We start from the raw sequence: 25239 nt of genomic DNA on the forward strand, positions 1-25239 counted from the left end.
TTAAGACTCATAAAGAATAGGCCTAAGAGTCCTCCAAAGAACTTATATTTTCTAATAGAATGAAGAAATAGACTCCCCCATCTAACAGGGAAGCCCATTCTATTCATCTATTCATTCATGTTATCTATTCCTTTATTTCGCTACACTTCTCGCTTCTCTTGCTATTTCAGTCGCCTGAACCATGTGTTTCAGAGATTCTACCGTCTCTTCCAACCCACGAGTCTTCAAGCCACAGTCTGGATTAATCCAGAATAATGATGGATCTAACACTTGTAGTGCTCTATCGATCATCGTTACCATTTCTTCTACTGGCGGGATTCTCGGGCTATGGATATCATACACACCTAACCCAATACCTAGCTCATACGTAGATTCTTCAAAAGTATGAATAAGTTCACCATGGCTACGCGATGTTTCAATGGAAATAACATCGGCATCCAATGCCCGGATCGCATCGATCATCTCGTGGAATTCACAATAGCACATATGGGTATGGATTTGCGTTGTGTCTTTTACAGTAGATGTAGACAGACGGAAAGCAAGAATGGAATCATCTAGATAGCTATCCCACTTTTCTCTCTTCAACGGTAGTCCTTCACGAAGTGCAGGCTCATCGACTTGAATCATCTCAATGCCAGCCTTCTCCAACGCCTCTACTTCCTCCCTTAATGCCAAAGCAATCTGGAAGGCCACTTCATTACGAGGAAGATCATCACGTACAAAGGACCAGTTCAATATCGTCAATGGGCCTGTCAACATACCCTTCATCGGTTTATCTGTTAACGACTGTGCGTACACACTTTCTTTCACAGTCATCGGAGCAATGAATTCTACATCTCCGTAAATCACCGGCGGCTTCACACAGCGTGAGCCATAGGATTGTACCCAACCATTCAATGTAAATGCGAACCCATTCAATTTCTCACCGAAAAATTCAACCATATCCGTTCTTTCAAATTCGCCATGAACTAATACATCTATCCCAATCTCTTCTTGTAATTTAACCCAGATTTGAATCTGCTCTTGAATGAACTTCTCATATTGCTCGTTCGTCCATTCTCCCTTTCTCCAATTCTGACGTGCCTTTCTGATCTCGGGTGACTGTGGGAAGCTACCAATCGTCGTCGTTGGTAAGAATGGAAGTTGCCATTTCTCTTGTTGGCTAACGTGGCGCTTATCGAACGTACTCTTTCTTGTCGATGGCTGTGTATCTATATTAGCAGCAGCTTGTCGAACATGAACACGATTTCTCGACTGAGATGCATTAAGTGCTTCGACTGCCTTTCGACTATAATCTAACTTTACTTGTACATCCTCTTGACTACCACTAGCAGCTTGCGTAAGAAGAACAATCTCATCTAACTTCTCATCCGCATAGGCCAGAGCATCTCGTAACACAGGATCTAATGCTGTTTCTGGTTTAGTGGTCACCGGAACATGCAGTAGGCTGCAAGATGGTTGAACGATAATACGATCATAAGATACAAATTCAGAGAGCTCTTTCAGCAATTGAAGCGGAGTTTCAAGATTAGAACGCCAAATGTTACGTCCGTCAATCACACCGGCACCCAATGTTTTCCCTTCAGGGAATCCGAACTTCTTAATCGACTGCAAATTCTGTTCTAATCCATGAACTAGGTCAAGCCCGAATCCCTGAACTGGTAGTGAAACAATCTCTTCATAATGATCGACCGCTTCAAAATACGTTTGTAGCATCACATTCAATTCTGGTGCTGCTTCATGCAAGGCTGTATAAATACGACGAATTCGTACCAGATCCTCTTGCGTTATCGATGTAACAAGAATAGGCTCATCAATTTGTAGCCACTGAACACCCTCTTGTGCTAGTTCCTGTACAATTTGTGTGTAGATCGGTAGGAATTGCTCTATTAGATCATCTAGTTGATCCGGCTCATAACCTTTGGATAGTTTCAAATAAGTATACAATCCAATCAATACAGGTTTCCCTTCGATTCCCAGCTTTTCTTTCGCTTCTTGATAGGCTTTGAGTGGGCGGTTCTCAGTAAGCGTTGGGACTGCCCCATTCAGTTCTGGCACAATATAATGATAATTGGTATTAAACCATTTGGTCATTTCACATGCTGCCGCACCCTTATCTCCTCTTGCCATAGCGTAATAGGTAGAGAACGGAACAACGCCTCCTTCATAATGAAAGCGTTCGGGTACAAGTCCAAACATTGCTGTCGCATCCAGTATATGATCATAGTACGAGAAATCATTTACAGGAATAAGGTCAATTCCTTTCTCTTGCTGAAGCTTCAAATGATCCAATCGAATACTCTCCAACTGACTCGTTAGTTGCGTTTCATCAAGCTTGCCTGCCCAGTATGCTTCTAGTGTCTTCTTCCATTCTCTATTAGCTCCAATACGCGGATAACCTAGATTACTATTCTTTAACATGTGTAAATAACTCCTCCTCATATTTCCTTATAACTAAATTTCATATCAAAAAAGACATCTCTCTCCTCAATAAAAAGGATAAAGATGCCTCAAATATGCCTAGCTTGGCTGCAATCTTTAACACCTTCCTATCTCCCGTAGGTAAAGCAGTGCTGTCTAAATAGGTAGGTCTCCTGGCTCCAGAATCGTAATCTATCTGCTCCCCTTCCCGATCCTAAAATCAGTGGTTACTTAGCAGCGACTCCTCTGTTACAGTGGCGGGACCGCGTCGGTATTACACCGAACTTCCCTTTTAAGCTCAAGCTATATAAACTAGAGCACCTATTTCCACAATATTCATTTGTCATTGTCTTATATGCATAATATACATTAGTGTGAATTTTCATGCAACTATATCATTTAATTAGTTCTCCCACCATTATAGTCGTGATTAATTCAAATATCAAATACAAAAAGCCGGATTCTCATCCGACTTCGTACAATTCGTATAGCACTAAATTCGTCATATTCCTAGAATCAAGCTACTTCATCCTACTAATTGGTAGACCAAATTAACTACAACTTGCCCAGCGATCATCCCCTGGATAGGGGCATTTCTTATCTCTAAACTTCGCTATAACTGGCACGATACAGCCACATAACGTGCAAGTATGATTATTCATTAGCTTGGTACAGCCACTACATATCTGTAATCGTTCGACATATACCGCATCGGTTACACTTTGCTCTGGAGTTAATTTAACTGAAGAGAGTATACGAGCAATTTGCTGATCCGTTACTCTGTACTCTTCACGGCATCCTTTACATGTAGCGTCTTGTCCAATCATTCCGCAATCAGTTCTAGCACCGTTACCGACATTGGAGCAAGCTTCACTTGAATATCTGTTCCAATCTGTTTAAATGCAGTGAATTCAGATGGTGCAACATTGTCAGGTTGATCAAATGTATTATGAGCATCCATTGTTGCAGCCTTTAATTCCGTTCCGCTTATTTTCACGTTACTTCCAGTTAATCCACGCAGATCAATGTTCAAATCTGCCCCATCTTGATGACTCAAGTTACACAAGCTAATATGGATTACACCTTGCTTATCTCTGGAAGCAGATACAGACACTTGCGGTATCTTGTTGCCATCCAGCTCATAATCCGCGGTCACGGTATGGCTATATAGAAGCTCAGCATCTTGATGCACCTTATACATATCAAATACATGGTACGTAGGTGTAAGAATCATTTTCTCGCCTTCTGTCAAAATAACGGATTGCAATACATTCACGACTTGAGCAATATTCGCCATCTCCACCCGATCACAGTGTTCATGGAAAATATGGAAGGTCAATCCTGCAACCAATGCGTCACGAATGGTGTTCTGTTGATACAAGAAACCTGGATTCGTTCCTGGCTCTACATCGAACCAAGTGCCCCACTCATCTACGATAAGTCCTACACGCTTCTCAGGATCATGGCGATCCATGATAGTTGTATGTTTCGTAATCAACTCATCCATCCATAACGCCTTCTTTAACGTGATGAACCAATCAGACTCCTCAAATCCTGTAGCTGCGCCCTTGTTAGCCCAGTCTCCAGGGAGAGTATAGTAATGCAGACTGATTGCATCCATGTGGCGATGTGCATTTGCCATCAGGACTTCCATCCACTGATAGTCATCCACATTCGGGCCACAAGCAATTTTGTGAATTTTATTGTCCCCATAGTTACGGACATAGGTCTGAAATTGGCGGTATAGGTCAGCATAATATTCAGGACGCATATTACCACCGCAGCCCCAGTTCTCATTACCTACTCCGAAATATTTAACTTTCCATGGCTTATCTTGACCGTTCTCACTGCGCAATTCCGCCATCGGAGACACGCCATCAAAGGTCATATACTCCACCCATTCAGACATTTCCTGAACGGTGCCACTACCCACATTCCCAGATATATAAGGCTCGCACTCTAGCATCTCACATAATAGAAGAAACTCATGTGTTCCAAAGTGGTTATTCTCCACTAGACCGCCCCAATGCGTATTAACCATTTGCTTACGATTCTCACGTGGTCCGATGCCATCCTTCCAATGATATTCATCAGCGAAGCAGCCTCCCGGCCAGCGTAATACAGGTATCTTAATATGTTTTAGAGCCTTAACCACGTCATTACGAATCCCAGCAGTATTAGGAATAGGTGAATCCTCTCCTACCCAGAACCCTTCGTAAATACACCGTCCCAAGTGCTCGGAGAAATGACCATAAATGTTACGGTTAATTGTACCCGTTGGTTGATCTGCATGAATCGTAATTTGATTGACCATTGTACAGCCTCACTTTCAGTTATTAATATTTGTATTATGTTTTAATAAACGTATTAACCATAAGTTTAATACTCCTATCTAGAAGTGTCAACTATGAGATTAAGCGCTTACTTCTATGCGTTAAAACAATCCTTTCATCGAAGCATACTAACTCCAATTATTGTAGAACATCACACCCGCACCAAACCTGTTAGAATAGTAAGGTTGGTTAGAACATATAGGAGGATACGAACACACCATGCGTTATATACATCAGGTCATCAAGGGATGGAATAATCTATCTCTAAATATCAAACTATTCTTTCTAGCAAATATACTATTTCAGATTGGAAACGGTATGTTCTCCGTCTTATATAATTTATTCATCCAGGATCTTGGTTATGGGGATGTTATGAATGGAAAAGTCATCAGTATTCAATCCTTAGCTACCGCTCTAATGTTCATTCCAGTAGGCCTGCTCGGAGACCGTACCAGCCGCAAGCGCCTACTCATTATCGGTGCGATGTTTAGCGGATTAGCCTTTATTGGTCGATCATTCTTCGAATCCGAGCTCAGTCTATTATCATTTGCCGTAGTTTCAGGCTTATTCGCTTCCATCTTTCAAGTGTTGGCTATTCCATTTCTAGCTGAAAGTATTCCTATACAGCAACGCTTGCGAATATTCAGCTATTATTCTGCCCTTGTTCTTGCTTCGCAAGTGCTGGGCAGTATGGGAGGAGGAATGATGGCCGACTTCCTACAAGTATTCGGTATAAGTCGTATCACCAGTCTGCAAGTCGTACTGACTACTGGGGGGATTGCTACTTTTGCTGCATTTATCCCATTACTGTTCATCGTTGAATCTTCAAAGGCTGATCAAGTTACTAAGGGAAGTGAATCCGTTCCGACTGTACATAAGTCTCCCACTCCACCTTTGAACAAGGATTTCAAATTAATTGGTCAGTTCGCACTCGTCCAACTTATTATCGGTATCGGATCAGGACTTGTTATTCCCTACTTAAACTTGTACTTTACTAATCGCTTCTCTGTATCTCTAAGTGCCGTTGGCGTACTCATCTCACTTGGACAGATTATGACGATCATTTCTATGTTAATCGGACCCACTTTAGCTGCAAAGATCGGTTCTGTGAAGGCCATCGTCTGTTTTCAATTGTTATCCCTTCCATTCCTTCTTTTAACTGGATTCACGAATATATTGACGATTGCCGCGATCAGCTTCTTATTCAGACAAGCTTTAATGAACGCTGCCAATCCAATTCAATCCACTGTCTTAATTGATCGTGTATCAGAATCGAACCGTGGGATAGCCAATTCCATGACGCAAACTGCCTTTATGCTCGGATGGGCATTGATGGGTCCCGTTCAATCCTTCTTAATAACTACGTATGGTCACTATTGGGGATATGCGATTACCTTCAGTATTACAGGTGCGTTATATGTGATTGCTGCTAGCCTCTACTACACCATGTTCTTCCCTATTTCAAAATAAATCGAACGATATTCTATCTACTCTCCAATATATAGTGTAAGGCCGAAGGGGGAAATGACGGATGAACAATCCACAGGAATATACAAGGCTCATTACGCTTACGCTAGCCGGCAGCCACGAAGCGTATGGTGAGCTATATGATACAACCATTCAGGATGTCCACAAAGCCGTTCATTTCCTCGTCGGAGAACGATCCGATGTAGATGATGTGGTTCAAGAAATCTATATTCAATTGCATAAGTCTCTTGGCCAATTTGACGTAAGCAGACCTTTTCGTCCTTGGCTAATGGGCCTTGTCATGCGACAAATTCATGCTTATCGAAGAAGGAGATGGACGCATCTCCGTAACACCAAAAAGGCCGAAAGTCATGAAGATGCCGTGGCATATGACTTCTCCACTGAGGTTGTTGATAAAATATCCAACCATTCATTACTTGCCGCCGTTGGCCGTCTTCCGTATAAGCTGAAGCAAGTCGTGATTCTACATTATTTAAGCGAATATACCCAAGAAGAAGTTGCTGACATATTAGCGATCCCTCTTGGAACCGTGAAGTCCCGCATTCATGCTGCCCTACAGAAGCTACGTCAGAAACATAACAATAACATTCTTATTATAGGAAAGGTGGAGAACCTGCATGAATCTTGACGATGAGTTGCGAACAGCTTTCCAAGAAGAAACCAAAGGATGGATCGCTCCACCGGAACTGAAAGAAAGAGTGCTTCATCAAATTTCATCGAAACAAGGAGGAAGACGTATGAAGAAATGGATTTTATCAAGCATTCTAGCTGCTGCACTATTGGTCCCTACAGGAGCTTATGCTGCACATTATTACTTGGCTGACTCGATATACGGTTCGCAGGAGAATGTATCACATATTGGGGGGACACAGCAGAAGTATGACGAGTTAGAAGCGAAACTACAAGAAGCCAAACGAAACCTAACAGATGAAGAGTTCACGACCTTTGCGGCTCTATTGAAAGAAATGGGGCAGTATAATTTAAAGATCGCAGATTCTGAAGGGTTACTTCACCCTAGGCAATTAAGTGCAGAGGAACAAGAAAAATATACGCAGTTAACCACAGCTCTGGATCCCCTCTTAACTAAATTAAATGAACACAAGTCACCAAGGACATACCCTGATAACTCCATTTTCATAGACATTGATAAAGCTAAGGAAATATTGAGCGCAGTGGAGTATATAGAGTTCGACAATATACTCAAGGAAACAGGGGATATTTCACTGAAATCCGTTGACGCCAATGGGAAATACCACGAAGACCGTTTGTCAGAAACCGAATTAGCGAGATTAGACTTTCTCGGTCAATCATTGCAGGCTTACTTAGATAAACTGGATATATCTAGACCTTAACCTCAAAAGCGATGTCCCAAAAGTAGATTAATCTTCAGCGGAGATACCTACTTCACTAATAAAGAGACCCGCGCACAAAAATAGTAGGCCAAGGTGATTATCCTTGGCCTACTATTTGGTGTTTTCTGATTTAATGCAATTTCAATCATTATGCTTCGGCTTCAATATATTCAAGGCTGTCCAGTATTTCCTGTACGCTTAACTCCGCACATGCCATCGAAGTATCCGCTACACCATAGAACATCTTCACCGTGTCACCTTCCACGATCGCACCGCAGGAGAATACGACGTCTCCGAAAAAACCATACTTTTCGTATTCGGCTTCAGGTTCCATGACCGGTTTGTTAGAACGTGCGATCACCTTGGTCGGATCGTTCAAATCGAGTAACACGGCACCCATGCAGTACCGGTGATCCTCAGTTGCCCCATGATACAACTCCAACCAACCTTTATCTGTACGAAACGGTACGGCTCCGCCTCCAATACGGCCACTGTCCCACATGCCTTCACGAAGACCAAGAAGATGCTTGTGGTTACCCCAATATAGCAAATTGTCGGATTCTGCGATCCAAATTTCAGGATTACCGATACTTTTCATCGTAGGACGGTGCAGCGCGTAGTACTTACCGTTCACTTTCTCGGGAAAGATAAGTACATCTTTATTATCAGGTCCAAAGATCATGCCGTGATGCTTCGTATTCACAAAGTCCGTTGTCGATACCATCGACTCACCAATCCCTACCGGAGAAACAACCGAGAAATAAATATAGTAGGTGTCCCCGATCTGTGTGACCCGCGGATCTTCAATGCCGAAAGTCTCCTGCTCATTGGACGGGTATATGAACGGTTTCTCATCAACGGTAAAATGATGTCCGTCCTTGCTTCTAGCAATCCGGATATAAGAAATAGACGTAAGAAATTCAAATGTTCCACTCTTCGCTTTATTGCGAATGACACGCGGATCAGAATAATCATAGCGGTCATCGTCTGTGCGAAATTCGATCAGTTCAAGTTCACCGGACTTTGCGTTGTAGACGGGCGCCTTTACGACGCTGGGATCGCTACTGATCGGCCGCTCCGCCACTCGGAGAAGCATTAGCGTCTCGCCTTTATACTGTGCAATACCTGCATTAAACGCACCGATGACTTCAAAATCGTCGCGGTGGGGCTTAACGTCTTTCGGCGTAACTAACGGATTTTCTGCATATCGTTGTATATTCATTTGAGTAACTCCTTAAGTGTATTGATTATTTTCATATTGGATAAAAGGGTCCTGAATCGTAATACGATGTGCTTCTGCATCGCCTATTCCTGCATAAAGTACAGCCGTACCATCTATCTGCCGGATCAGACCTCCACTAAATACGACATCCTGCAAATCGCTTCGTTTAGCTGGACCGGGTATAAAATTCGCACGAACCGCGATCAGCTCAATGTCGGAATAATCTCCAGTCTTGGGATTCAATGCAAAGGCTATCGGATAGTAATGTCGGTCACCATCTTTGTCGAAGCATGCAATGTGACCAAGTACGCCGATGAGACCGTTCTTCAGAATATGGGCTTCATTAGCACCACCCCATTCATCGTCAATGAACTGGTTCTCAAGCAGCGGAGCATTCTCAACATTCTCTACGGTAAGTTCACCCAGAGATTTCACCTGGAAAAATCCGATTTTACCGCGTCCTCCCTTATCTCCCTGCGGGCGTGTAAGTACACCGATACTTCCATCCGGCAGTTCAGTCAGCCGAAGGTCCTTCATACCGTCCGGCCCTGTAAAGAATGGCTTTAGACTGGAAATGCTATCTCCTTTATAGAAGGTAGTTCTCCACATAAGCGCATGTTCTTGCTCGGGATGGGGGAAAATCTGTACTCCACCGATGATGTGCTCTGTGCCGATAACTGTATGGAACGGGTCCTGAAGCTGCAGTATCGGGGCTCCTTGACGAGGAATCCATTGTCCGTCTTTTTCTACGAAAAAGATAACTTCAGAATGTTCGCTGTCACGAGATTCCACCCTGCCAGCAATCACTTGTTCGCCTTCATCTTCAAAAGGGGAGGTAATGTTATACACGTCCTTGTCGCCTACCCCGGTAAACACCAGCTTGATAGCACCAGATATGGCAGCATCCTTCAACAAATATTGCTGCAACAGCATGTCACACGTCTTCACTTGCGTTTTATTCAGATTCAAGACTATGTCTCCTTTATAAACAATAGTGGTTTTGCATAAGATGTAACTCTCCATAATCCAGCACAATGAACGCTTCTTGAGCACCTGATCGGCATTTATATTTCATGAAGAACAGTGATTCTCCACCACGGTTGTTCATACACCGTGTCCCGTTCTCCCATTGATAATCGACTCTCATTCTTTCGTGCAGCCCTACTTCAAGCTGACCTGCATTCCTTTTTGGAGGTTCTTTCCGAAAATAATAAAGACAATAATAATCGGTAGCGACAACAGTACAGATCCGGCATACAGCGGTCCCGGATAAGTGGCGTAAGGACCAAACATCTGCGAGAGGAGTACGTTTAGCGTCAGCATGCTATCGCTCCGCACCATAATCATATCCCACAGCAGCTCCGTCCAACGTTCCATCAACAGAAACAAGAAAATGACGGTGGTAATAGCCTTGGACATCGGCAACATAATTTTGTACAGAATTTTAAAATCGCTGGCCCCATCCAGTCTTGCTGCCTCAATAAATGCGTTCGGTACAGCTTTAAAGAAATTGGTGTACATAAAGATTGCCCACAGGCTGACACCCTTCGGTATAATCAGCGCCCAATACGTGTCATACCATCCAATCTTCTGGATAATCAGAAAGCTCGGAATGAGCAAAATGATCGCTGGAAAAAACATATGGAAAAGAAGAAAGTTATTGATTGTATCCCGGCCACGCCATTTAAGCTTGGAAAGGGCATAAGCGACCATAATACCAAACATCATCATAAGCGCGGTGGATGCTAATGAAATAATAACGCTGTTGAGAAATGCCCCCATCCACGGTCGTGCCATCCCGGTTTCTCCTCCGGAAAACAACCATGTGTAGGATTTTAGTGAATACGAATTAGGAATCAATTTACGATCCACCTGACTCCAATCTGCAAAGGAATTGAGTACCATGTACAAATAAGGGTACACCATGATCAAAAGAAAAACTCCTGCTATGATGTAGCGCAGAATCAATTTGGAATTGCCTTTTCGTTTATTCCCAACCATTTCGAGCACCCCACTTTTCAAGCAGTTTTCTAATGATATAGATTGAAATAAAGGTGGCTAAAGCAGCGATCAAAGCGACAGCGGATGCATATCCTGCCTGTAGGTTTTTAAACGCTTGGCTGAAAATTTCCATTTGCCATGTGTTTGTCGCGTAATTCGGTCCACCGCCAGTTAATTGATACACCTCGGTGAAAATACCGAATGTAACCCCAAAGGCCAAGATCAGGGTCGTATACAGTGATGGATAAAGAAGTGGCAGCGTAATTTTCCAGAAACGTTGGCTTCCAGTAACTCCATCGATCGCTGCTGCTTCATAAACTTCTTGCTCTATATTCTGCAGGCCTGACGTCAAGATCAAGGCGTAGTACCCGGTAAATTTCCAAGCCATTATCAAGCCAACAATAAGAAGAGCCGACCATGATGTTCCGAGCCAATCTATATTAATTCCGATCTTTCGTAAAAAGGTATTCAACGGGCTGTTGAAAGACAGAAGACCTTTGACAATTAAAGAAGTAACGACACCCGATGATACATACGGTAGAAAAAATCCTACTAGGAAAAAGCTTTTGAACTTCGGCAGACTATGAACAAGTAAAGCAACCGCCAGTGACATTGCGACTACTAGTGGAATGAAGATCATCATAAATTTATATGAATTCCAAAATGCAGCATGAACACCCGCAGATTTTAACGCTTTTATGAAATTGTCAAAACCAACATAATCATATGTTGGGGAGATCAGATCCCAGTTTGTAAATGATAAATAAAAAGACCAAACTAACGGGATAAGAAAAAATACAGCAGAATAAATAAGGTAGGGGCTGGCAAATAGCCAACCCAACCGGTTATTATTTTCTTTCATTTAGAAGTCCCCTTTATTGAAGTTCTTCTTCAATCACTTTCTTCATGTTTGCCCATCCAGTAGCAGGATCAATTTCACCTCGAACTACTTTGTTCCAAGCTTCTGTTCCGATAAATGTTTGCAACTCGTTATACTTTGGACTATCTATTGAAGGTATTGCATTCGATACATTTTCCGCATAGGGTATCAGTTGCGGATTTTCATCCAAAATCGCTTTAAAAGCATCGTTAGTAGTCAAGTCATCACGAGCTGGTGGTAGCATTGTTTCATCGAACCATTGCGCATCATTTTTAGGATCGGAATATACCCATTTAACAAAATCAATCGCAGCTTGTTGTTGTTCCTTCGTAGCAGAAGCGTAAATAACCAAGCCTTTCGTATCGGCAAACGTCTTAGAGTCTTTCGGATCTATGTCATCCGGTACGAGAGGCATCGAAAGAGTATAGTTTTCGTTATATTTCAATTCTGGGAATCTCTCTGCCCAGTTCGTAAAGGTCCAAGGTCCCAGATCAATAAACATGCCGGTTCCCGTTTCGAACGGATCAGATACGGTTTGGGCAAGAACACCATTATCTTTACGTAAGTCATCGACAAACTGAAGTGTTTCAATACCAGCCGTATCATCAGCTACAAACTTGTCCCCTTCAATAAATTTATTGCCACCCGATGCAGCATTATAAAGCATGAAGAAATCGAACCATCTTTGATGAGATGTAGGGTCTGCCAAGGCGGCTTTAGCCCAAAAATATTTGTCCGGGTATTTAGCCTTCAGCTTTTTGTTTACCTCGAGAGCTTGGCTATATGTTTTCGGCGGTTCATTATATCCAAGTTCTTTGAGAAGGTCGAGACGCCAGCCGAATAGCATCGCATTGGAGTAGATTGGCAGTACATACTGATGACCATCGGCAAACTCCCAAGGTTCCATCGTTTTCTCCATATTCCGTGTGGTGATGATATCACTAAACCCAGTCAACGTATCCAGTGGTACAAGCGCTTGGCTGTTTGCTAACTGTGCTGCAAAACCACGGTTGATATTCTCAGAAATCGTAGGTCCACTTCCACCTGCAATGGCAGATTGAATGAAGGACTCTGAGGTTGGAGATTCTTTAATGACACTGACATTAATTTTCACTTTGGAATTTGTCTGTTCATAGGCATCAGCCATTCCCCCCCAATAAGCTTGTTGTGTTGGATTATTCGCAGCCCAGAACTCGATGGTCGTCACTCCGTCTGCTGTCGTGGTTGCATTTTCCTTTTTGGAGCCGCAAGCCGCAAGAATGGTGAAAACCATAACAAGGGCAAGAAGCCCGCACATTTTTCTTTTCATAATGAATATAAGCCTCCTTATTCGTTGTCTAGTTAAAAAATAATATTACATAAGTAATATCATCCTGTATTGTAACGTTACAATTTGTAATTACTCGATATTTGTAAGCGCTATTGTAACTTCATTATTTAACATTACAAACATAATGTCAAGTTCCATTGATAAATTTTGTTTTTAACAAATGTGCTTTACTTGTGCTTCTTGTAACGTTACAATTTATTGTGATCCCTCAAATTGAGGATATCGCTTCTAGGGTATTATTATCATGGATCATTATTTACATGCATCGTCTAATGATCTTTAGAAATAGACGAGTTTCTCTATTTTCATAAAACGTATAATATAGGAAAATAACAATAGAGGGTGTACATATGAAAGATAAAGTAACGATGCAGGATATTGCTGAACGGCTAAATATTTCTAAAAATTCCGTATCGCAGGCATTATCAGGAAAAGACGGGGTAAGTGAGGACACACGAAAGCTTATTCTGGAGACGGCTCATCAAATGGGGTATATATATTCTCAGAGCCGTAAACGGCGGCTGCCCGAATCCAGACGGCCCGGTACCATCGCGCTGATTGCTTCGGATTTTGCGTTTTCCATGAAAAGTTTCTTCGGAGAAATTTATTTAAGTATCGAACGTGAGACTGTGAAGCGGGGCAGTAATCTGCTGATCCAGCCCATCAGTATGCAGGCGGAAGAACATCTAATTCTGCCCTCTTTCCTTCAGGACAATTCCGTTGACGGTGTACTCGTGCTGTCTCACATTACAACGGATTTCATTAATGCCATTACACATACCGGTAAGCCGATGGTGCTGATTGATCATCACCATCCATTCATCCATGCGGACTGTATTTTAACGAATAACCGATTCAGCGCTTATGAGGCGGTTCGTTACTTGATAGAATTGGGACACCGGAGAATCGGGATCATGACTAACACCTCCATTTCACCGAGCTACTACGAACGGTGGGAAGGTTATGTGCTCGCAATGAGCGACTTCGGATTGGAGATCCACGAATCATGGGTTATTAAGAATGCGATTGAAGAGGCCGACTCTATTTTGGATAACATCAAGTCGCTGGAGCACAACATGCCTACCGCATGGTTTTGCGTCAATGATGGACTCGGATTCCTTCTGAATTCTACTCTTCAAAAACAAGGATACCGGGTACCGGAAGATATATCTATCATCAGCTTCGATAATGGATATCTATCTCAGGTCTCTACGCCTCCAATCACCACGATGGATGTGAATTTGAAGCTCTATGGTCGCAAAGCCGTCGAGCAATTATTCTGGAGGATGGAACATCCTGAACATCAGGAATATCCGTTCACAGAGCTTCTTCTGCCTACAAATCTACTGGTTCGGTCTTCTACCGGTCCTGTACCGTCTTGAGATAACTAATTAGACCAAATATCTTGCTGATAGTCCTCATCGCTTTTGACGATCTTCCTAGCGCGGTTACATTCTACGACTTTTTCAAGTGCCTTTGGCCAGCTGTAGAGAATACCTGAAGCCTAGGGTTTACTTGGGGATATTTCGGCGCTTAGCACAGTAGCGATGGAACACAATGAGGACGAAGAATGTCTTATGTGCTAACGTTGTCATCTTATTCATATTTCAATTGTTTTCAAGTGATTTTAACTAATTGTATGGTGTCTGTAAATTCATAAAGAGTTGACCTTAGGGGAATCCAAAAACTTATACTTTCTTATATTCCAAAAAAGAGGGTTTCCCATAAGCCCTTAATAATCGCTATGGAACACCCCCTTCGTATTTTATTCAAGTCCATTTAGTTATTGTTCCAACTACGCGAACAGATGATTTCATCTCTTTGATTACAACGAAGGAACTATCAACATCATTTCATCGTAGGAAGAAATCATCACATCCGCATGCTGTAAAGTCCCGGATGATCCTATTCCAATAATCAGTCCCACACCCGCCGCTTTAGCTGCTTGCATGTCTCCCGCAGTATCGCCGACCATCGCCACCCGCTCAGGCAATACATTAAGTCGAACACAAGCTAACTGAACCATTTCCGGTGAAGGCTTGCCTTCAGTTACCATATCACTTCCAATGATATGCTCGAAGTGTCCCTCCACGCCCATCCAAGTCAGATGCTTACACGCTTCTGCTGCATGATCAGCAGTTACGACAGCTAACGGCAGTTCATATTCCCTACATTGTCCTAGGAAGTCTATCAACCCTGGAAGGGGTAGAACTGGTCGTTCCCTCTCCAACTCCTCACTAGCAGACACAGCAAATTGCCGAATAAGCTGAATCGATTCATTCCACGGAAGGCCAGCGTTATATAGTTGCCAAGCGAGTGCGCCCTCCGTTTCAGAGACTGAACCCATGGACAACGGCCCCTGTATATCGTATGAAGTCGCTTTTCCATCTGCATCAAGCATCAATCCGAGCATCTTCGACGCCAATCCCTCTATTGCTACTACACCAAGACTATGAATCCTCTCCATGATTTGTGTAGTCATAAATTCAGCCCATTGTCCCCATAAGGACATGAAATCCAGCAGCGTACCATCCTTATCGAAAAGAATGGCATCGACCTCTTGACTCTGTCCATGAACTGTTAGTATCGTCATATATGAAACCCCTCTCAATCCACGATCAACAATACTCTTCAGCAAAGTTAGTAGTAGTTCTCAATCATTTCCTTTAAGGCTTTAATCTTAATAGGTTTACTTATATAATTATCCATTCCTACATCCAGGCACTTCTCGCGATCACCCTTCAAGGCATTGGCAGTGACAGCAATAATAATCGGACATAACTCAGCTGATATTGTCCCTTTAATAATCGCAGTAACTTCATATCCATTCATCTCAGGCATTTGTACATCCATAAATATAATATCGTAACGTTCATAGGCCAACGCCTGAATCACTTCATACCCGTTACTCACAATCTTGGTCATATGCCCTTGCTTTTCGAGCATTTTTTTCAATACAAGCTGATTGATTTCATTATCTTCTGCAATTAAAATCCTTAGAGAGGATTGTTCCTTAGGATGTTCATCTCCAGGTGAATGGCTAACCGGGATTCCCATGGAATCATGACCTTCTTTTAAATGAACAGTGAATACAAATGTAGTACCCGCTCCACTGCTAACTTCTAGACCAAGCGTTCCGCCCATCAATTCTACTAATCTTTTACTTATCGACAGACCTAGCCCTGATCCTTCATATTTACCTCTCATGATATGATCAACTTGGCTAAACGGTTCAAATAAGCTCTCCACCTTATCCTGTGGAATGCCAATTCCTGTGTCCTTAATAACAAATTTAAGCTCTACATCATGGTCGTTTCGAGATATCCGTTCTACGGTAACAGATATTTCACCTGAAAATGTAAACTTCACAGCATTTCCAATCAAATTGATTAACACCTGCTTCAGTCGCTCCGAATCTCCAATACATGACTTTGGCACGTTCGGTTGAACATAGGACCTAATCTGAAGCCCCTTCTCCTCAGCGATAGCCGACAGCAGATCTAGTGTATCTGCAACACACGCTTTCACATCTACAGGCTTTTCCTGCAATATAATCTTTCCAGATTCAATTTTGGAGAAATCCAAAATATCATTAATAATCCCTAAAAGACTATCGCCACTCTTACGCATGATCTCTAAATATTCCTTCTGCTGAGCATCAAGTTGGGTCGTCTCTAATAATAGCTCGGCCATACCAATTACCCCATTCATGGGAGTGCGAATTTCATGACTCATGATGGTTAGAAATTCACTTTTAGCTTTGTTCATACTTTCCGCGGTTTCTTTCTCGATCAGTATCCTCTTATGATCCGTCATATCCTTGATTAGGATATAGAACCCCACATTATCTCCATTTATAATAATAGGTGCAATCGTCGCCAATACATCCACTCGATGCCCTAGCTTATGTACGATATGATCAATCTTGTTCTCGATCATCACATCACTTATCGAATAGGTAAGCATACTCTGCATATGATCATTCCCTATAAGTTCAGATATATACAGTCCTGCCATTTCATTCATACCATACCCCGTAAGCTCTTCAGATCTAGCATTGGAGCTAATGATCATTCCATCCAGCTCAATTGAAATCACGGCATCATAGTTATATTTCTTAAGGGATGTGAATCGTTCAACTGTCTCTTGAAGCTTCAACTCATTTTTTTTCCGATCTGTAATATCCTGAACCGTACCATTCATACTGACAGGATGTCCATCTTCATCCCATACAACGATCCCTCTTATATGTAAGTATCGAAACCCTCCATCGATTAATTCGTTCCGGGACTCGAAACTTAGTTCGCTTCCTTCTCGCAACATTTCTGCAATGCTCACTTTAAATTGTTCCTGCTCAGTTTCTTGTACAAGTTCATAAAGATCCAACGATTGACGTATGACTTCCTTGGCATTGCCAAAATACATATCCACCAACAGTTCCGATAACGTCATTCTTTCATTCTCAATATCCCACTCCCATGACCCAATTAGAGCAATGCGTTGCGATTCCAATATAATACGATCCGCATTCTTTCGTTGTGTTATATCTCTTCCTACTGTCAGTATATTCAAGATTCCATTCTCGTTAGGGCTTAACTTAAATGTGACTTCAAACCAATGATATTTACCATTACGATGACGAATTCTAATTTCCCGAATGTCGTTATTCGACAACGTTTCCGGATTCAACTGTTCCAAATCCTGAGTATATATTAAGCCTATTACACCCTTCTCCATAATGTCCTCTAGAGAGTAGCCTAGTATCTCTTGAACAGAAGGAGAACAATATAAGCAATGTCCGTCTGGTCTAATGTAGCAAATAACATCCTGAGTATTCTCAGAAACTAATTGAAGGAATATTTCAGTCTGAAGAAGATGTTGTTCGACCTCTTTCGTCTTAGAAATATCAGTGATATATATCAGATAACACGTTACTTCTTGATTAGATTCATCTTTCAATATAGATAGTTGAATAGAGAGCCAAACTACACTACCATTCTTATGGAGATGGCGTCTCTCCATGCGGTGTGATAAGGTTACCCCATTCAGAAGCTTCTCCACTTGTGTTTCCCAGTCATCCTGGAACAGTAACTCTTTCAAATCTAACAACATTAATTCTTCCATAGAATATCCGACCAATTCACACCAGCTTGAATTCACTTTAATCCAATGGCCATCCTCTGACACTACTGCAATCCCTGTTGGAACATTAACAAACATTTGTTCGAATAAAGAGTTCTGATCTGATTGGTTTGTATGCATACTAATTCCCCCAATGACATTAATAGGATCATATATATAGTAATCATATTTCCACCAAAAAGCGACATATTTCATATATATCTCACTCGCTATACATTCATAAAAATTGTAATTGTCGATCGTTTCCTCTTTATAAGAAAATCGTGGTAATTATGGGTATACACAGGTATACTTAGACCTGTTATAAATACAATAAGAGGGGGATTCATCATATGAGTCAATTTTCCAATGACATACAAGGACCTTATAATAATTATCCACCACCGATGCCACCTGTCAAAACAAACGGCAAATCCATCACCGCACTCGTGCTTGGCATATTATCTATTGCCCTTCCATACATTGGTTTCCTTATAGGAATCATAGCTATTATCTTCGCAAGCCTTTCCTTTAAAGAGCTTAAATACAAAAATGAAGAAGGACGTGGCATGGCGGTAGCTGGTCTTGTATGCGGAATTGTGGGTACTGCGCTTTACGCTATTATTATTGTACTTCTAATCCTTGTCTTTGTATTTTACTCCGATGCTACTAATTCTTTGAATTATTATTAGTAAAGGTTTATGCTTCCATTGCTAGCGATACTTTGTATCGTTAGCAGGTATGAGCTGCAATACCAACACCATCACTAATAATCACCTTCCCTCCCACCAATCACTATTAGGTGCAATAAGTACAACTAATTTCAACCAAATCTCTCTGAAGCTAACTTTAGTTGCATAGAGTACATCTAATTTACTGGAAACTCCACTTTTCAGCGTTATCGCCATTTTTAACTGTCCTTTTTACAACAATTTCCCTCTCCCCCTACCTTTTCTTCTAATTAAGTACCATTTCTGTAACTATTCCATCCTCATCTATCTCCCTTCATGAGTTGGAGTATCTTTCGCGCACTTAAAAATACGGTTTTATGTATACTTAGGTCTAGCACAAAGACCTTAATCCATCACTTCTGATGGATTAAGGTCTTTGGAGGGTCCTTCGTTCAAATGACTTTATTATCTATAATGTCTCTTGTAGCACAACACCTTCTGGCATTACGGATAGAACACGCTCCCGTACGGAAGCTTTCTGCTGTAATTCTTCACATAGAATAGCAATAATACCGTGGTCTCCACGGGATCGAATTAGCCGTCCCATACCTTGTCTTAGACGTAGCAACATATGAGGCAGATCCACTTCTTCAAATGGAGCCGTTGATGCATTTCGCTTCGCCATAAACACCGGATCATTAGGAGGAAATGGGAGTGACCATATAATCACATTGGATAAAGCTGGACCAGGTACATCAAGTCCCTCCCACAGACTAACCGCACATAGGACGCTTGCTTCATTACTTTGAAAAGCCGAGATAAGATAACTAATCTCCTGATCGCCTTCATAGTAAAATGGCATGTCCGCACATCTCTTATCTAGCATAATCTGTTGTTTGAACTGTTGTACTTCCTCCTGCGTCCGGAACAGGATAAGGGCTTTCCCCTTCGTGCGCTCCAGCAGTTGAATTGCCATCTCCATTTTCTCAGAAAAAGTCCCTCCATGCGCTAACTTCGGCGCGAAGGCTTGCATCTGATTCGGATAATCATACGGAGAATTCACTGAGAAGGATAAGTAATGTTCCAGCCCTAGACTATCCGCAACATATTGAAATGATCCATCAACCGATAATGTAGCGGATGAGAACACAATCGGCATATTCACACTAAATACCCGTTCCTGTAACACTTCCTTGACGTTCTTCGGCATAATTGACAACGTCAGTCCATCTTCGCTATCTGTCACCCAACAGATCAAAGCCTCAGAATTCTCAAAAAGACGTAAGGCCTTCTGTAACATTTCGATATGTTCCTCAACAATCCGCAATTGATAGTCATCTAAGGTGTATAGCTCGCTTTCAAACACAAGTTCTTCTTCAATCGCAGTCAGGATACTCCGGAAACGATGAACCGCCTTCAGCAATTCATCATTCAGATGAATCTGCTTACGATCAGAACCAGGGATGCTCTCACTACGCTGTTCTAACAATTGAAACATGATTTCCGATTGATCAGTCGCTTCATCTATAAGCACGGCAAGAGCCTCACGTATTTGCCCCTCTAACAAGCGGGTGATTATCTCTTCGAATACGACATGCTTCATCTTATATCCAAGTGCCTTCATCGCAGCCGACTCTAGCAAATGTCCTTCATCAAATACAACCGCACAATGATCTGGTAATAGCGGAAGCTGTCCCTCACGTTTTCTTCCCTCGAATGTCCATACATGCTCCATATAATAATCATGAGAACAGATGATTAAATCTGACGAATGACGGTAGTATTCTCTAGAAAGTGTTTGTCCACAACGATGCCTTATATCACAAGTGAAGCAATCCTGAAATGTATCCCAGTTAATCTTGTGCCATTGTTCGTCGTTCAGATGCGGATAGTTCTTCCGATCACCATAGGCATAGAATTTTTGCATCGGTTGGGGGTTATGAACAAAATCAGGTAGATTCTCGTACAAATCCTCCCATTGTGCCCCCTGCTCGTCCTTGAATCTCGCTTCATCTAGCTTCACAAGACACAGATATTGGTCTGGGGATTTCCCTAACCGCGCATCAATCGCTAAGCTAAGATGTTGTGCCAGCTTGGCAATATCTCCTTCGGGCTTTACTAACTGCTCAATTAGTGACTCGTCCGCACAAGCAATAATAGCCGGCTTCCGTGTATATCGGGCATAACAAATAGCATATAACAAATAGACCAATGTCTTCCCAGTCCCTACTCCTGCCTCTGCAAAAATCGCTTTCTTCTCCAAAAAAGCACGTTCTAACTGAAACGCCATATATATCTGCTCATCGCGTACTTCGAAGCCCGCTGTTGGTAATAGTTCATAGAATACGTCTGCCACCCAATCGCCTACTTGCTGAATAAAAGGCTTGGAAGGATCATGCACAAAAGGATAACGCTCCACTATATTGTTTACCTCCATCAATTCGTATCACAATAATGCCCAAACTACATAGTATGAGCTAACGTTTTATTATATCACGCATATTAAATAAATACAATTCATTCAACATGCCATCCTCACTGTCATCGTTGGAGATGCTCCCTAGGGCTTCCCCTTGTTGTATATGGGCAGATTTTTCAGTTATACTATTTACATTAGAGAAATAGAATCCACCCTGTATTCATCGGTATAATCATTTATTTGGAGGATATGAAAATTGGAGAATTGGATTACAAGTATTATGGAGGCATTTGGTTATTGGGGTATCTTTTTACTTATCACATTGGAAAATATATTCCCTCCAATTCCTTCAGAAGTTATTCTTACTTTCGGTGGATTTATGACCACCTATACGAATTTAACAGTTACAGGCGTCATAGTGGTGGCAACGGTTGGATCCATTATCGGCGCAGTCATTTTATATGGATTGGGTTATCTGATCAATGTAGACAGGCTGGAAATGATCATCGATCGTTGGGGACGATTCCTTCGCGTGAAGAAAGAGGATCTTCGAAAAGCTGACGCTTGGTTCGAGCGCTACGGTTACTGGACCGTGTTCTTTTGTCGAATGATCCCGCTGATCCGTAGTCTTATCTCCATCCCTGCAGGGATGGCAAAAATGAAATTCGGGCTCTTCCTGCTGTATACTACGTTTGGTACTTTAATATGGAATATCATTCTTGTCTTAGTGGGCGCCGCTGTCGGTAATAATTGGGGGAAATTCGTCGCGTTTATGGATGTATACTCCAATATTGCTTATACAATCATCGCTTTTGCTATTGTTGTGGCACTATTCTTTTGGATTCGTAGTAGAAAAAGAAGTAACCCTTCTCAAAAATTGAATCCTTAAAATAACGATGCGCTATCCGGCTGATTAAGCCAGATAGCGCATCGTTATTTTTTAGCCTACAATCCCTTAATCACAAATTCAAACTCCAGTTCTCCATCAGATGGGATCAAATATTCATCATGGACCGGAGCACCCCAGCTATCATCTCCACCAACACCCATCTGTCTCCCAGCTACCGTTACTACGGTGTAATAGACTGGTGGTAACTCATAGTGATGCGCTGCATGCTCCAGCTCAAATGCTGTATAGGGAGAAATATTACATTCCACGGGCACGTCTGCATCAATACGGATACCATGACCGAGATCATCTGTAATACTCACTCTTCTAACACCGGTGCGGTTTCCTGACTCTTGGGGCTTCACATAGCCTGATACGTTGTCGGATACCTCATTATGGAATACCCCAAGCTTAGCTCCATGAACGCGATCGATATAGTTCTCGTCTGGTCCCATGGCATACCAATCTAGATGACTGTAATCCGTAGGGATTTTGAAAGAAAGAGCAAAGATCGGTAAAGTTGGTAATCCTTCTGTACCTTGATAACGTGTCTTCACTCGCAATGCTCCATCTGGAGTTACCTTGTAAATCACAGTAACTTTCACATCATCACTTATACTAACTGCGTAAGTGAACGTTATGAACACACTATGATCTTCCTCGATCGTCTCCACGTTGACACATCTTGGCATAAGACTTGCTGCATACCATCCACTATGCGTGTATCCCATGCTTGTACCTCGATCATTATCCGTCATCGCACGCCAATATTGCGGATACGGAGGACGAGAGATCATTTCTCTTCCTGAATATACAAGTGAGACAAGACTACCTTGAGCTCTGGAGAACAGCATATTGAAATCCGTTCCTTTGACACCAATATTCACATCGCCATGAATAACTTTTAGCTTACCCGTTGTTGCCTCTTGCTGATTGTCTGCCGATCCATGCTGGAATATCGTCTGCCCGCATGCAATCTCATATCCATCCGATGCCCAAGCCATATCTTCCTTCAATACAAGTGCCGTATTGATGTAGTATTCACCCGCTGTATCTACGAAATTTGCAAGATAGGGTAGCGCTACATATTCCTCGGATTGTGGGGCTACATCCACTTCCATAGTTCCGCGATAAAGTTCGATTCCCTCATAATTCAGACTATATTCCAATCTATAATCATTCGCATTCTGGAATAAGCTCTCATTTACAATCGTTACACCTTCAAGTTCAGGTTGTAATCTAAAGTTCTGATATAATGCCTTGACCTCTTGCATTTTCGGCGAAAGGGTCCGATCAGCATACACAATACCATCCGTGCAAAAGTTATAATCCGTCGGGCGATCCCCGAAGTCTCCACCGTAGGCGAGGAACTCCTTGCCATAGCGATCCTTTTTAAACAATGCCTGATCGATGTAATCCCAGATGAATCCACCTTGGTACAACGGATACTTTCTTTCAAGTTCTGTATACTTGTGCATGCCTCCAAGTGAATTCCCCATCGCATGCATGTACTCGCAACTTATGAATGGCTTCTGCGGATCATCAAGTAAATACGCCTCAATGTCAGCTGGCTTCGCATACATGCGACTCTCCATATCACTCGTATCATTGAAACGACGATCATTGAATACCCCTTCATAATGAACCAATCTGCCAGGATCTCTCTCCCTAAAGTATTGAGAGACATTGTAGATCACTTCGCCACCATACGATTCATTACCACAGGACCAGATCAGGATGGAAGGATGATTCTTATCTCTTTCCACCATGGACTTAGCACGATCAAGAACGATTCCTTGCCACTCCGTCAGATCTCCTGGAATGACCCATGATGGTTCGATTGCGCCTAACTTCTGCCATGACCCATGTGTCTCTAGATTCATTTCATCTATAACATAAATACCGTATTCGTCGCATAATTCATACCAATCCGTCTGATTCGGATAATGGGATGTACGTACAGCATTCATATTATATTGCTTCAATGTACGAATATCCCACAGCATATCTTCTTGCGTGATCGCTCTACCCCGTCTAGCATTAAATTCATGGCGATTGACGCCCTTAAATGCAATTCGCTTGCCGTTCAGACACATCACTTTATCAATAAGCTCAAATACACGAAAGCCTACCCGCTGCGGAACGACTTCCACCAGACTACCTGAAGAATCGAAGACACGGATAAATAGCGTGTATAAATAGGGCTTCTCCGCACTCCATAGCTGAACTTGCCCGGCATCCAAAGATAGTTTAAGCGTACTCCCCTGAACTGTGGAGTGAGCAAGTACAATCTGTTCTCCATCCGCATCTCTCAATTCTAGTTCTAATGATGCTTCCACCTCACCAAGAAAACCAAGTTCTACGGATAACGTCCCTTGGGTATAATTCTGTTCCAACCCCGTATGAACAAATAGATCTCGGACATGAGCATCCGGCACCGTATATAGATATACCTCTCTGAATATACCCGAGAATCTCCAGAAATCCTGATCCTCTAGCCAACTCCCTGTACTACGCTGATACACTTCTACCGCAAGCTTATTCTCACCTTCAACTAACCAAGGGGTGATATCGAATTCTGACGGGGTAAAACTATCTTCGCTATAGCCGACAAAATGTCCGTTGACCCACACATAAAAGGCGGATTCCACACCTTGAAATGATACCATCACAGGTCTGTCTTTCATTTGATCGGGAACTGAAAAATACTTCACATAGCTCCCAACCGTATTACTGTTCTGCGGAATTTGTGGGGGACGTAATTCTTCAACACCGTCCCACGGATACATCGTATTCGCATACTGTGGTATCCCGTATCCTTGAAGCTGAATATGTCCTGGGACATCGATGTGATTCCAGCCCGCATCATTATAATCTAGTTGATAGAAATTCTGCGGGCGACTGTCAGGCTGTGTAGTGTAACTGAATTTCCATTCCCCATTTAATGAATAACGAAGAGGCATCGATCCTAAGGCTTCTGCCTCCTCCATCGTTTCATAATATCGATGGTCCGAATGTGGAGCCAATCGATTTACAGCATAAGTATTTAAGTCGGTTAACCATTCTAAGTTAGGTAACTTTTCACTTAATGACATCAAAAATTCCCCTCTCT

At 42.3% G+C, this 25239-nt stretch carries 20 protein-coding genes and 1 riboswitch; of the genes, 6 read left to right on the top strand and 14 right to left on the bottom strand.

Going from position 1 to position 25239, the window contains the following annotated elements; genetic code table 11:
- Positions 1–132 precede the first annotated feature (132 nt).
- From metE to ACP8HI_RS19020, 3 genes are all read right to left on the bottom strand, one after another.
- Positions 133–2421, bottom strand: a complete 2289-nt coding sequence (metE, locus tag ACP8HI_RS19010) for a 5-methyltetrahydropteroyltriglutamate--homocysteine S-methyltransferase (RefSeq protein WP_438347742.1) — start codon at positions 2419–2421, stop codon at positions 133–135.
- Positions 2422–2567: 146 nt separating this feature from the next.
- Positions 2568–2761: riboswitch (cobalamin riboswitch) on the bottom strand.
- Positions 2762–2972: 211 nt separating this feature from the next.
- Positions 2973–3248 carry a DUF6171 family protein gene (locus ACP8HI_RS19015; protein WP_438347743.1) on the bottom strand — a complete coding sequence of 92 codons (276 nt, stop codon included), beginning with the start codon at positions 3246–3248 and terminating at the stop codon, positions 2973–2975.
- Positions 3245–4735 carry an alpha-N-arabinofuranosidase gene (locus tag ACP8HI_RS19020; RefSeq protein WP_438347744.1) on the bottom strand — a complete coding sequence of 497 codons (1491 nt, stop codon included), beginning with the start codon at positions 4733–4735 and terminating at the stop codon, positions 3245–3247. The genes ACP8HI_RS19015 and ACP8HI_RS19020 overlap by 4 nt, the downstream gene beginning before the upstream one ends.
- A 238-nt stretch (positions 4736–4973) precedes the next feature.
- Here ACP8HI_RS19020 and ACP8HI_RS19025 point away from each other — a divergent pair, with 238 nt between their 5' ends.
- From ACP8HI_RS19025 to ACP8HI_RS19035, 3 genes are all read left to right on the top strand, one after another.
- Complete coding sequence (locus ACP8HI_RS19025) at positions 4974–6224, top strand: MFS transporter (RefSeq protein WP_438347745.1); 1251 nt, start codon at positions 4974–4976, stop codon at positions 6222–6224.
- A gap of 61 nt (positions 6225–6285) precedes the next feature.
- Positions 6286–6870, top strand: coding sequence for a sigma-70 family RNA polymerase sigma factor (locus ACP8HI_RS19030; protein WP_438347746.1), 585 nt, complete (start codon positions 6286–6288; stop codon positions 6868–6870).
- On the top strand, positions 6860–7594 hold the full coding sequence (locus ACP8HI_RS19035) for a DUF3600 domain-containing protein (RefSeq protein WP_438347747.1): 735 nt from the start codon (positions 6860–6862) through the stop codon (positions 7592–7594). Before ACP8HI_RS19030 ends, ACP8HI_RS19035 begins: the two co-directional genes overlap by 11 nt.
- 148 nt (positions 7595–7742) lie before the next feature.
- On the opposite strand, the gene ACP8HI_RS19040 is transcribed toward ACP8HI_RS19035, so the two are convergent.
- From ACP8HI_RS19040 to ACP8HI_RS19065, 6 genes are read right to left on the bottom strand one after another with little or no spacing between them, the layout of a single operon-like run.
- Positions 7743–8816 (bottom strand): BtaManbiosPhlase, encoded by a 1074-nt coding sequence (locus ACP8HI_RS19040; protein WP_438347748.1) that lies wholly within the window; start codon positions 8814–8816, stop codon positions 7743–7745.
- Positions 8817–8828: 12 nt separating this feature from the next.
- Positions 8829–9785 (bottom strand): MTP-1 family protein, encoded by a 957-nt coding sequence (locus ACP8HI_RS19045; protein WP_438347749.1) that lies wholly within the window; start codon positions 9783–9785, stop codon positions 8829–8831.
- A gap of 13 nt (positions 9786–9798) precedes the next feature.
- Positions 9799–9963, bottom strand: a complete 165-nt coding sequence (locus tag ACP8HI_RS19050; RefSeq protein WP_438347750.1) for a hypothetical protein — start codon at positions 9961–9963, stop codon at positions 9799–9801.
- A gap of 14 nt (positions 9964–9977) precedes the next feature.
- Entirely contained in the window at positions 9978–10817 is an 840-nt protein-coding gene (locus ACP8HI_RS19055) for a carbohydrate ABC transporter permease (protein ID WP_438347751.1), read from the bottom strand.
- The gene (locus tag ACP8HI_RS19060; RefSeq protein WP_438347752.1) at positions 10804–11679 is read right to left on the bottom strand and encodes a carbohydrate ABC transporter permease; all 876 of its coding nucleotides are present in this window, start codon (positions 11677–11679) and stop codon (positions 10804–10806) included. The genes ACP8HI_RS19055 and ACP8HI_RS19060 overlap by 14 nt, the downstream gene beginning before the upstream one ends.
- Before the next feature lie 13 nt (positions 11680–11692).
- Positions 11693–13006 (bottom strand): ABC transporter substrate-binding protein, encoded by a 1314-nt coding sequence (locus ACP8HI_RS19065; protein WP_438347753.1) that lies wholly within the window; start codon positions 13004–13006, stop codon positions 11693–11695.
- Positions 13007–13377: 371 nt separating this feature from the next.
- Between ACP8HI_RS19065 and ACP8HI_RS19070 the strand changes: the two genes are divergently transcribed.
- A complete protein-coding gene (locus ACP8HI_RS19070; RefSeq protein ID WP_438347754.1) occupies positions 13378–14409 on the top strand; it encodes a LacI family DNA-binding transcriptional regulator in 1032 nt (343 codons plus the stop codon).
- 443 nt (positions 14410–14852) lie between these two features.
- Here the strand turns inward: ACP8HI_RS19070 and ACP8HI_RS19075 are convergent, their stop codons facing one another.
- Positions 14853–15620 carry an HAD family hydrolase gene (locus ACP8HI_RS19075; protein WP_438347755.1) on the bottom strand — a complete coding sequence of 256 codons (768 nt, stop codon included), beginning with the start codon at positions 15618–15620 and terminating at the stop codon, positions 14853–14855.
- A gap of 47 nt (positions 15621–15667) precedes the next feature.
- Complete coding sequence (locus ACP8HI_RS19080; RefSeq protein WP_438347756.1) at positions 15668–18289, bottom strand: PAS domain S-box protein; 2622 nt, start codon at positions 18287–18289, stop codon at positions 15668–15670.
- Positions 18290–18501: 212 nt separating this feature from the next.
- Here ACP8HI_RS19080 and ACP8HI_RS19085 point away from each other — a divergent pair, with 212 nt between their 5' ends.
- A complete protein-coding gene (locus ACP8HI_RS19085) occupies positions 18502–18840 on the top strand; it encodes a DUF4190 domain-containing protein (RefSeq protein ID WP_438347757.1) in 339 nt (112 codons plus the stop codon).
- A gap of 81 nt (positions 18841–18921) precedes the next feature.
- On the opposite strand, the gene ACP8HI_RS19090 is transcribed toward ACP8HI_RS19085, so the two are convergent.
- Positions 18922–19056: a hypothetical protein gene (locus tag ACP8HI_RS19090; RefSeq protein ID WP_438347758.1), complete on the bottom strand. Its 135-nt coding sequence runs from the start codon at positions 19054–19056 to the stop codon at positions 18922–18924.
- Positions 19057–19288: 232 nt separating this feature from the next.
- Complete coding sequence (locus tag ACP8HI_RS19095) at positions 19289–21238, bottom strand: ATP-dependent DNA helicase (protein ID WP_438351901.1); 1950 nt, start codon at positions 21236–21238, stop codon at positions 19289–19291.
- A 256-nt stretch (positions 21239–21494) separates the two neighbouring features.
- On the opposite strand from ACP8HI_RS19095, the gene ACP8HI_RS19100 reads away from it, so the two are divergent.
- Positions 21495–22127 (top strand): DedA family protein, encoded by a 633-nt coding sequence (locus ACP8HI_RS19100; RefSeq protein WP_438347759.1) that lies wholly within the window; start codon positions 21495–21497, stop codon positions 22125–22127.
- A 56-nt stretch (positions 22128–22183) separates the two neighbouring features.
- Here ACP8HI_RS19100 and ACP8HI_RS19105 read toward each other — a convergent pair whose 3' ends face one another.
- Complete coding sequence (locus tag ACP8HI_RS19105; protein WP_438347760.1) at positions 22184–25222, bottom strand: glycoside hydrolase family 2 TIM barrel-domain containing protein; 3039 nt, start codon at positions 25220–25222, stop codon at positions 22184–22186.
- Between the last annotated feature and the right edge of the window lie 17 nt (positions 25223–25239).

The organism is Paenibacillus sp. FA6 (assembly GCF_051550225.1).
Classification (GTDB): domain Bacteria; phylum Bacillota; class Bacilli; order Paenibacillales; family Paenibacillaceae; genus Paenibacillus_AQ.

What these genes read in the sequence shown, in the direction of transcription:
- metE (WP_438347742.1), bottom strand. Translation starts at nt 2,421, where the DNA reads ATGTTAAAGAATAGTAATCTAGGTTATCCGCGTATTGGAGCTAATAGA.
- ACP8HI_RS19015 (WP_438347743.1), bottom strand. Translation starts at nt 3,248, where the DNA reads ATGATTGGACAAGACGCTACATGTAAAGGATGCCGTGAAGAGTACAGA.
- ACP8HI_RS19020 (WP_438347744.1), bottom strand. Translation starts at nt 4,735, where the DNA reads ATGGTCAATCAAATTACGATTCATGCAGATCAACCAACGGGTACAATT.
- ACP8HI_RS19025 (WP_438347745.1), top strand. Translation starts at nt 4,974, where the DNA reads ATGCGTTATATACATCAGGTCATCAAGGGATGGAATAATCTATCTCTA.
- ACP8HI_RS19030 (WP_438347746.1), top strand. Translation starts at nt 6,286, where the DNA reads ATGAACAATCCACAGGAATATACAAGGCTCATTACGCTTACGCTAGCC.
- ACP8HI_RS19035 (WP_438347747.1), top strand. Translation starts at nt 6,860, where the DNA reads ATGAATCTTGACGATGAGTTGCGAACAGCTTTCCAAGAAGAAACCAAA.
- ACP8HI_RS19040 (WP_438347748.1), bottom strand. Translation starts at nt 8,816, where the DNA reads ATGAATATACAACGATATGCAGAAAATCCGTTAGTTACGCCGAAAGAC.
- ACP8HI_RS19050 (WP_438347750.1), bottom strand. Translation starts at nt 9,963, where the DNA reads ATGAGAGTCGATTATCAATGGGAGAACGGGACACGGTGTATGAACAAC.
- ACP8HI_RS19055 (WP_438347751.1), bottom strand. Translation starts at nt 10,817, where the DNA reads ATGGTTGGGAATAAACGAAAAGGCAATTCCAAATTGATTCTGCGCTAC.
- ACP8HI_RS19060 (WP_438347752.1), bottom strand. Translation starts at nt 11,679, where the DNA reads ATGAAAGAAAATAATAACCGGTTGGGTTGGCTATTTGCCAGCCCCTAC.
- ACP8HI_RS19065 (WP_438347753.1), bottom strand. Translation starts at nt 13,006, where the DNA reads ATGAAAAGAAAAATGTGCGGGCTTCTTGCCCTTGTTATGGTTTTCACC.
- ACP8HI_RS19070 (WP_438347754.1), top strand. Translation starts at nt 13,378, where the DNA reads ATGAAAGATAAAGTAACGATGCAGGATATTGCTGAACGGCTAAATATT.
- ACP8HI_RS19075 (WP_438347755.1), bottom strand. Translation starts at nt 15,620, where the DNA reads ATGACGATACTAACAGTTCATGGACAGAGTCAAGAGGTCGATGCCATT.
- ACP8HI_RS19080 (WP_438347756.1), bottom strand. Translation starts at nt 18,289, where the DNA reads ATGCATACAAACCAATCAGATCAGAACTCTTTATTCGAACAAATGTTT.
- ACP8HI_RS19085 (WP_438347757.1), top strand. Translation starts at nt 18,502, where the DNA reads ATGAGTCAATTTTCCAATGACATACAAGGACCTTATAATAATTATCCA.
- ACP8HI_RS19090 (WP_438347758.1), bottom strand. Translation starts at nt 19,056, where the DNA reads ATGGCGATAACGCTGAAAAGTGGAGTTTCCAGTAAATTAGATGTACTC.
- ACP8HI_RS19105 (WP_438347760.1), bottom strand. Translation starts at nt 25,222, where the DNA reads ATGTCATTAAGTGAAAAGTTACCTAACTTAGAATGGTTAACCGACTTA.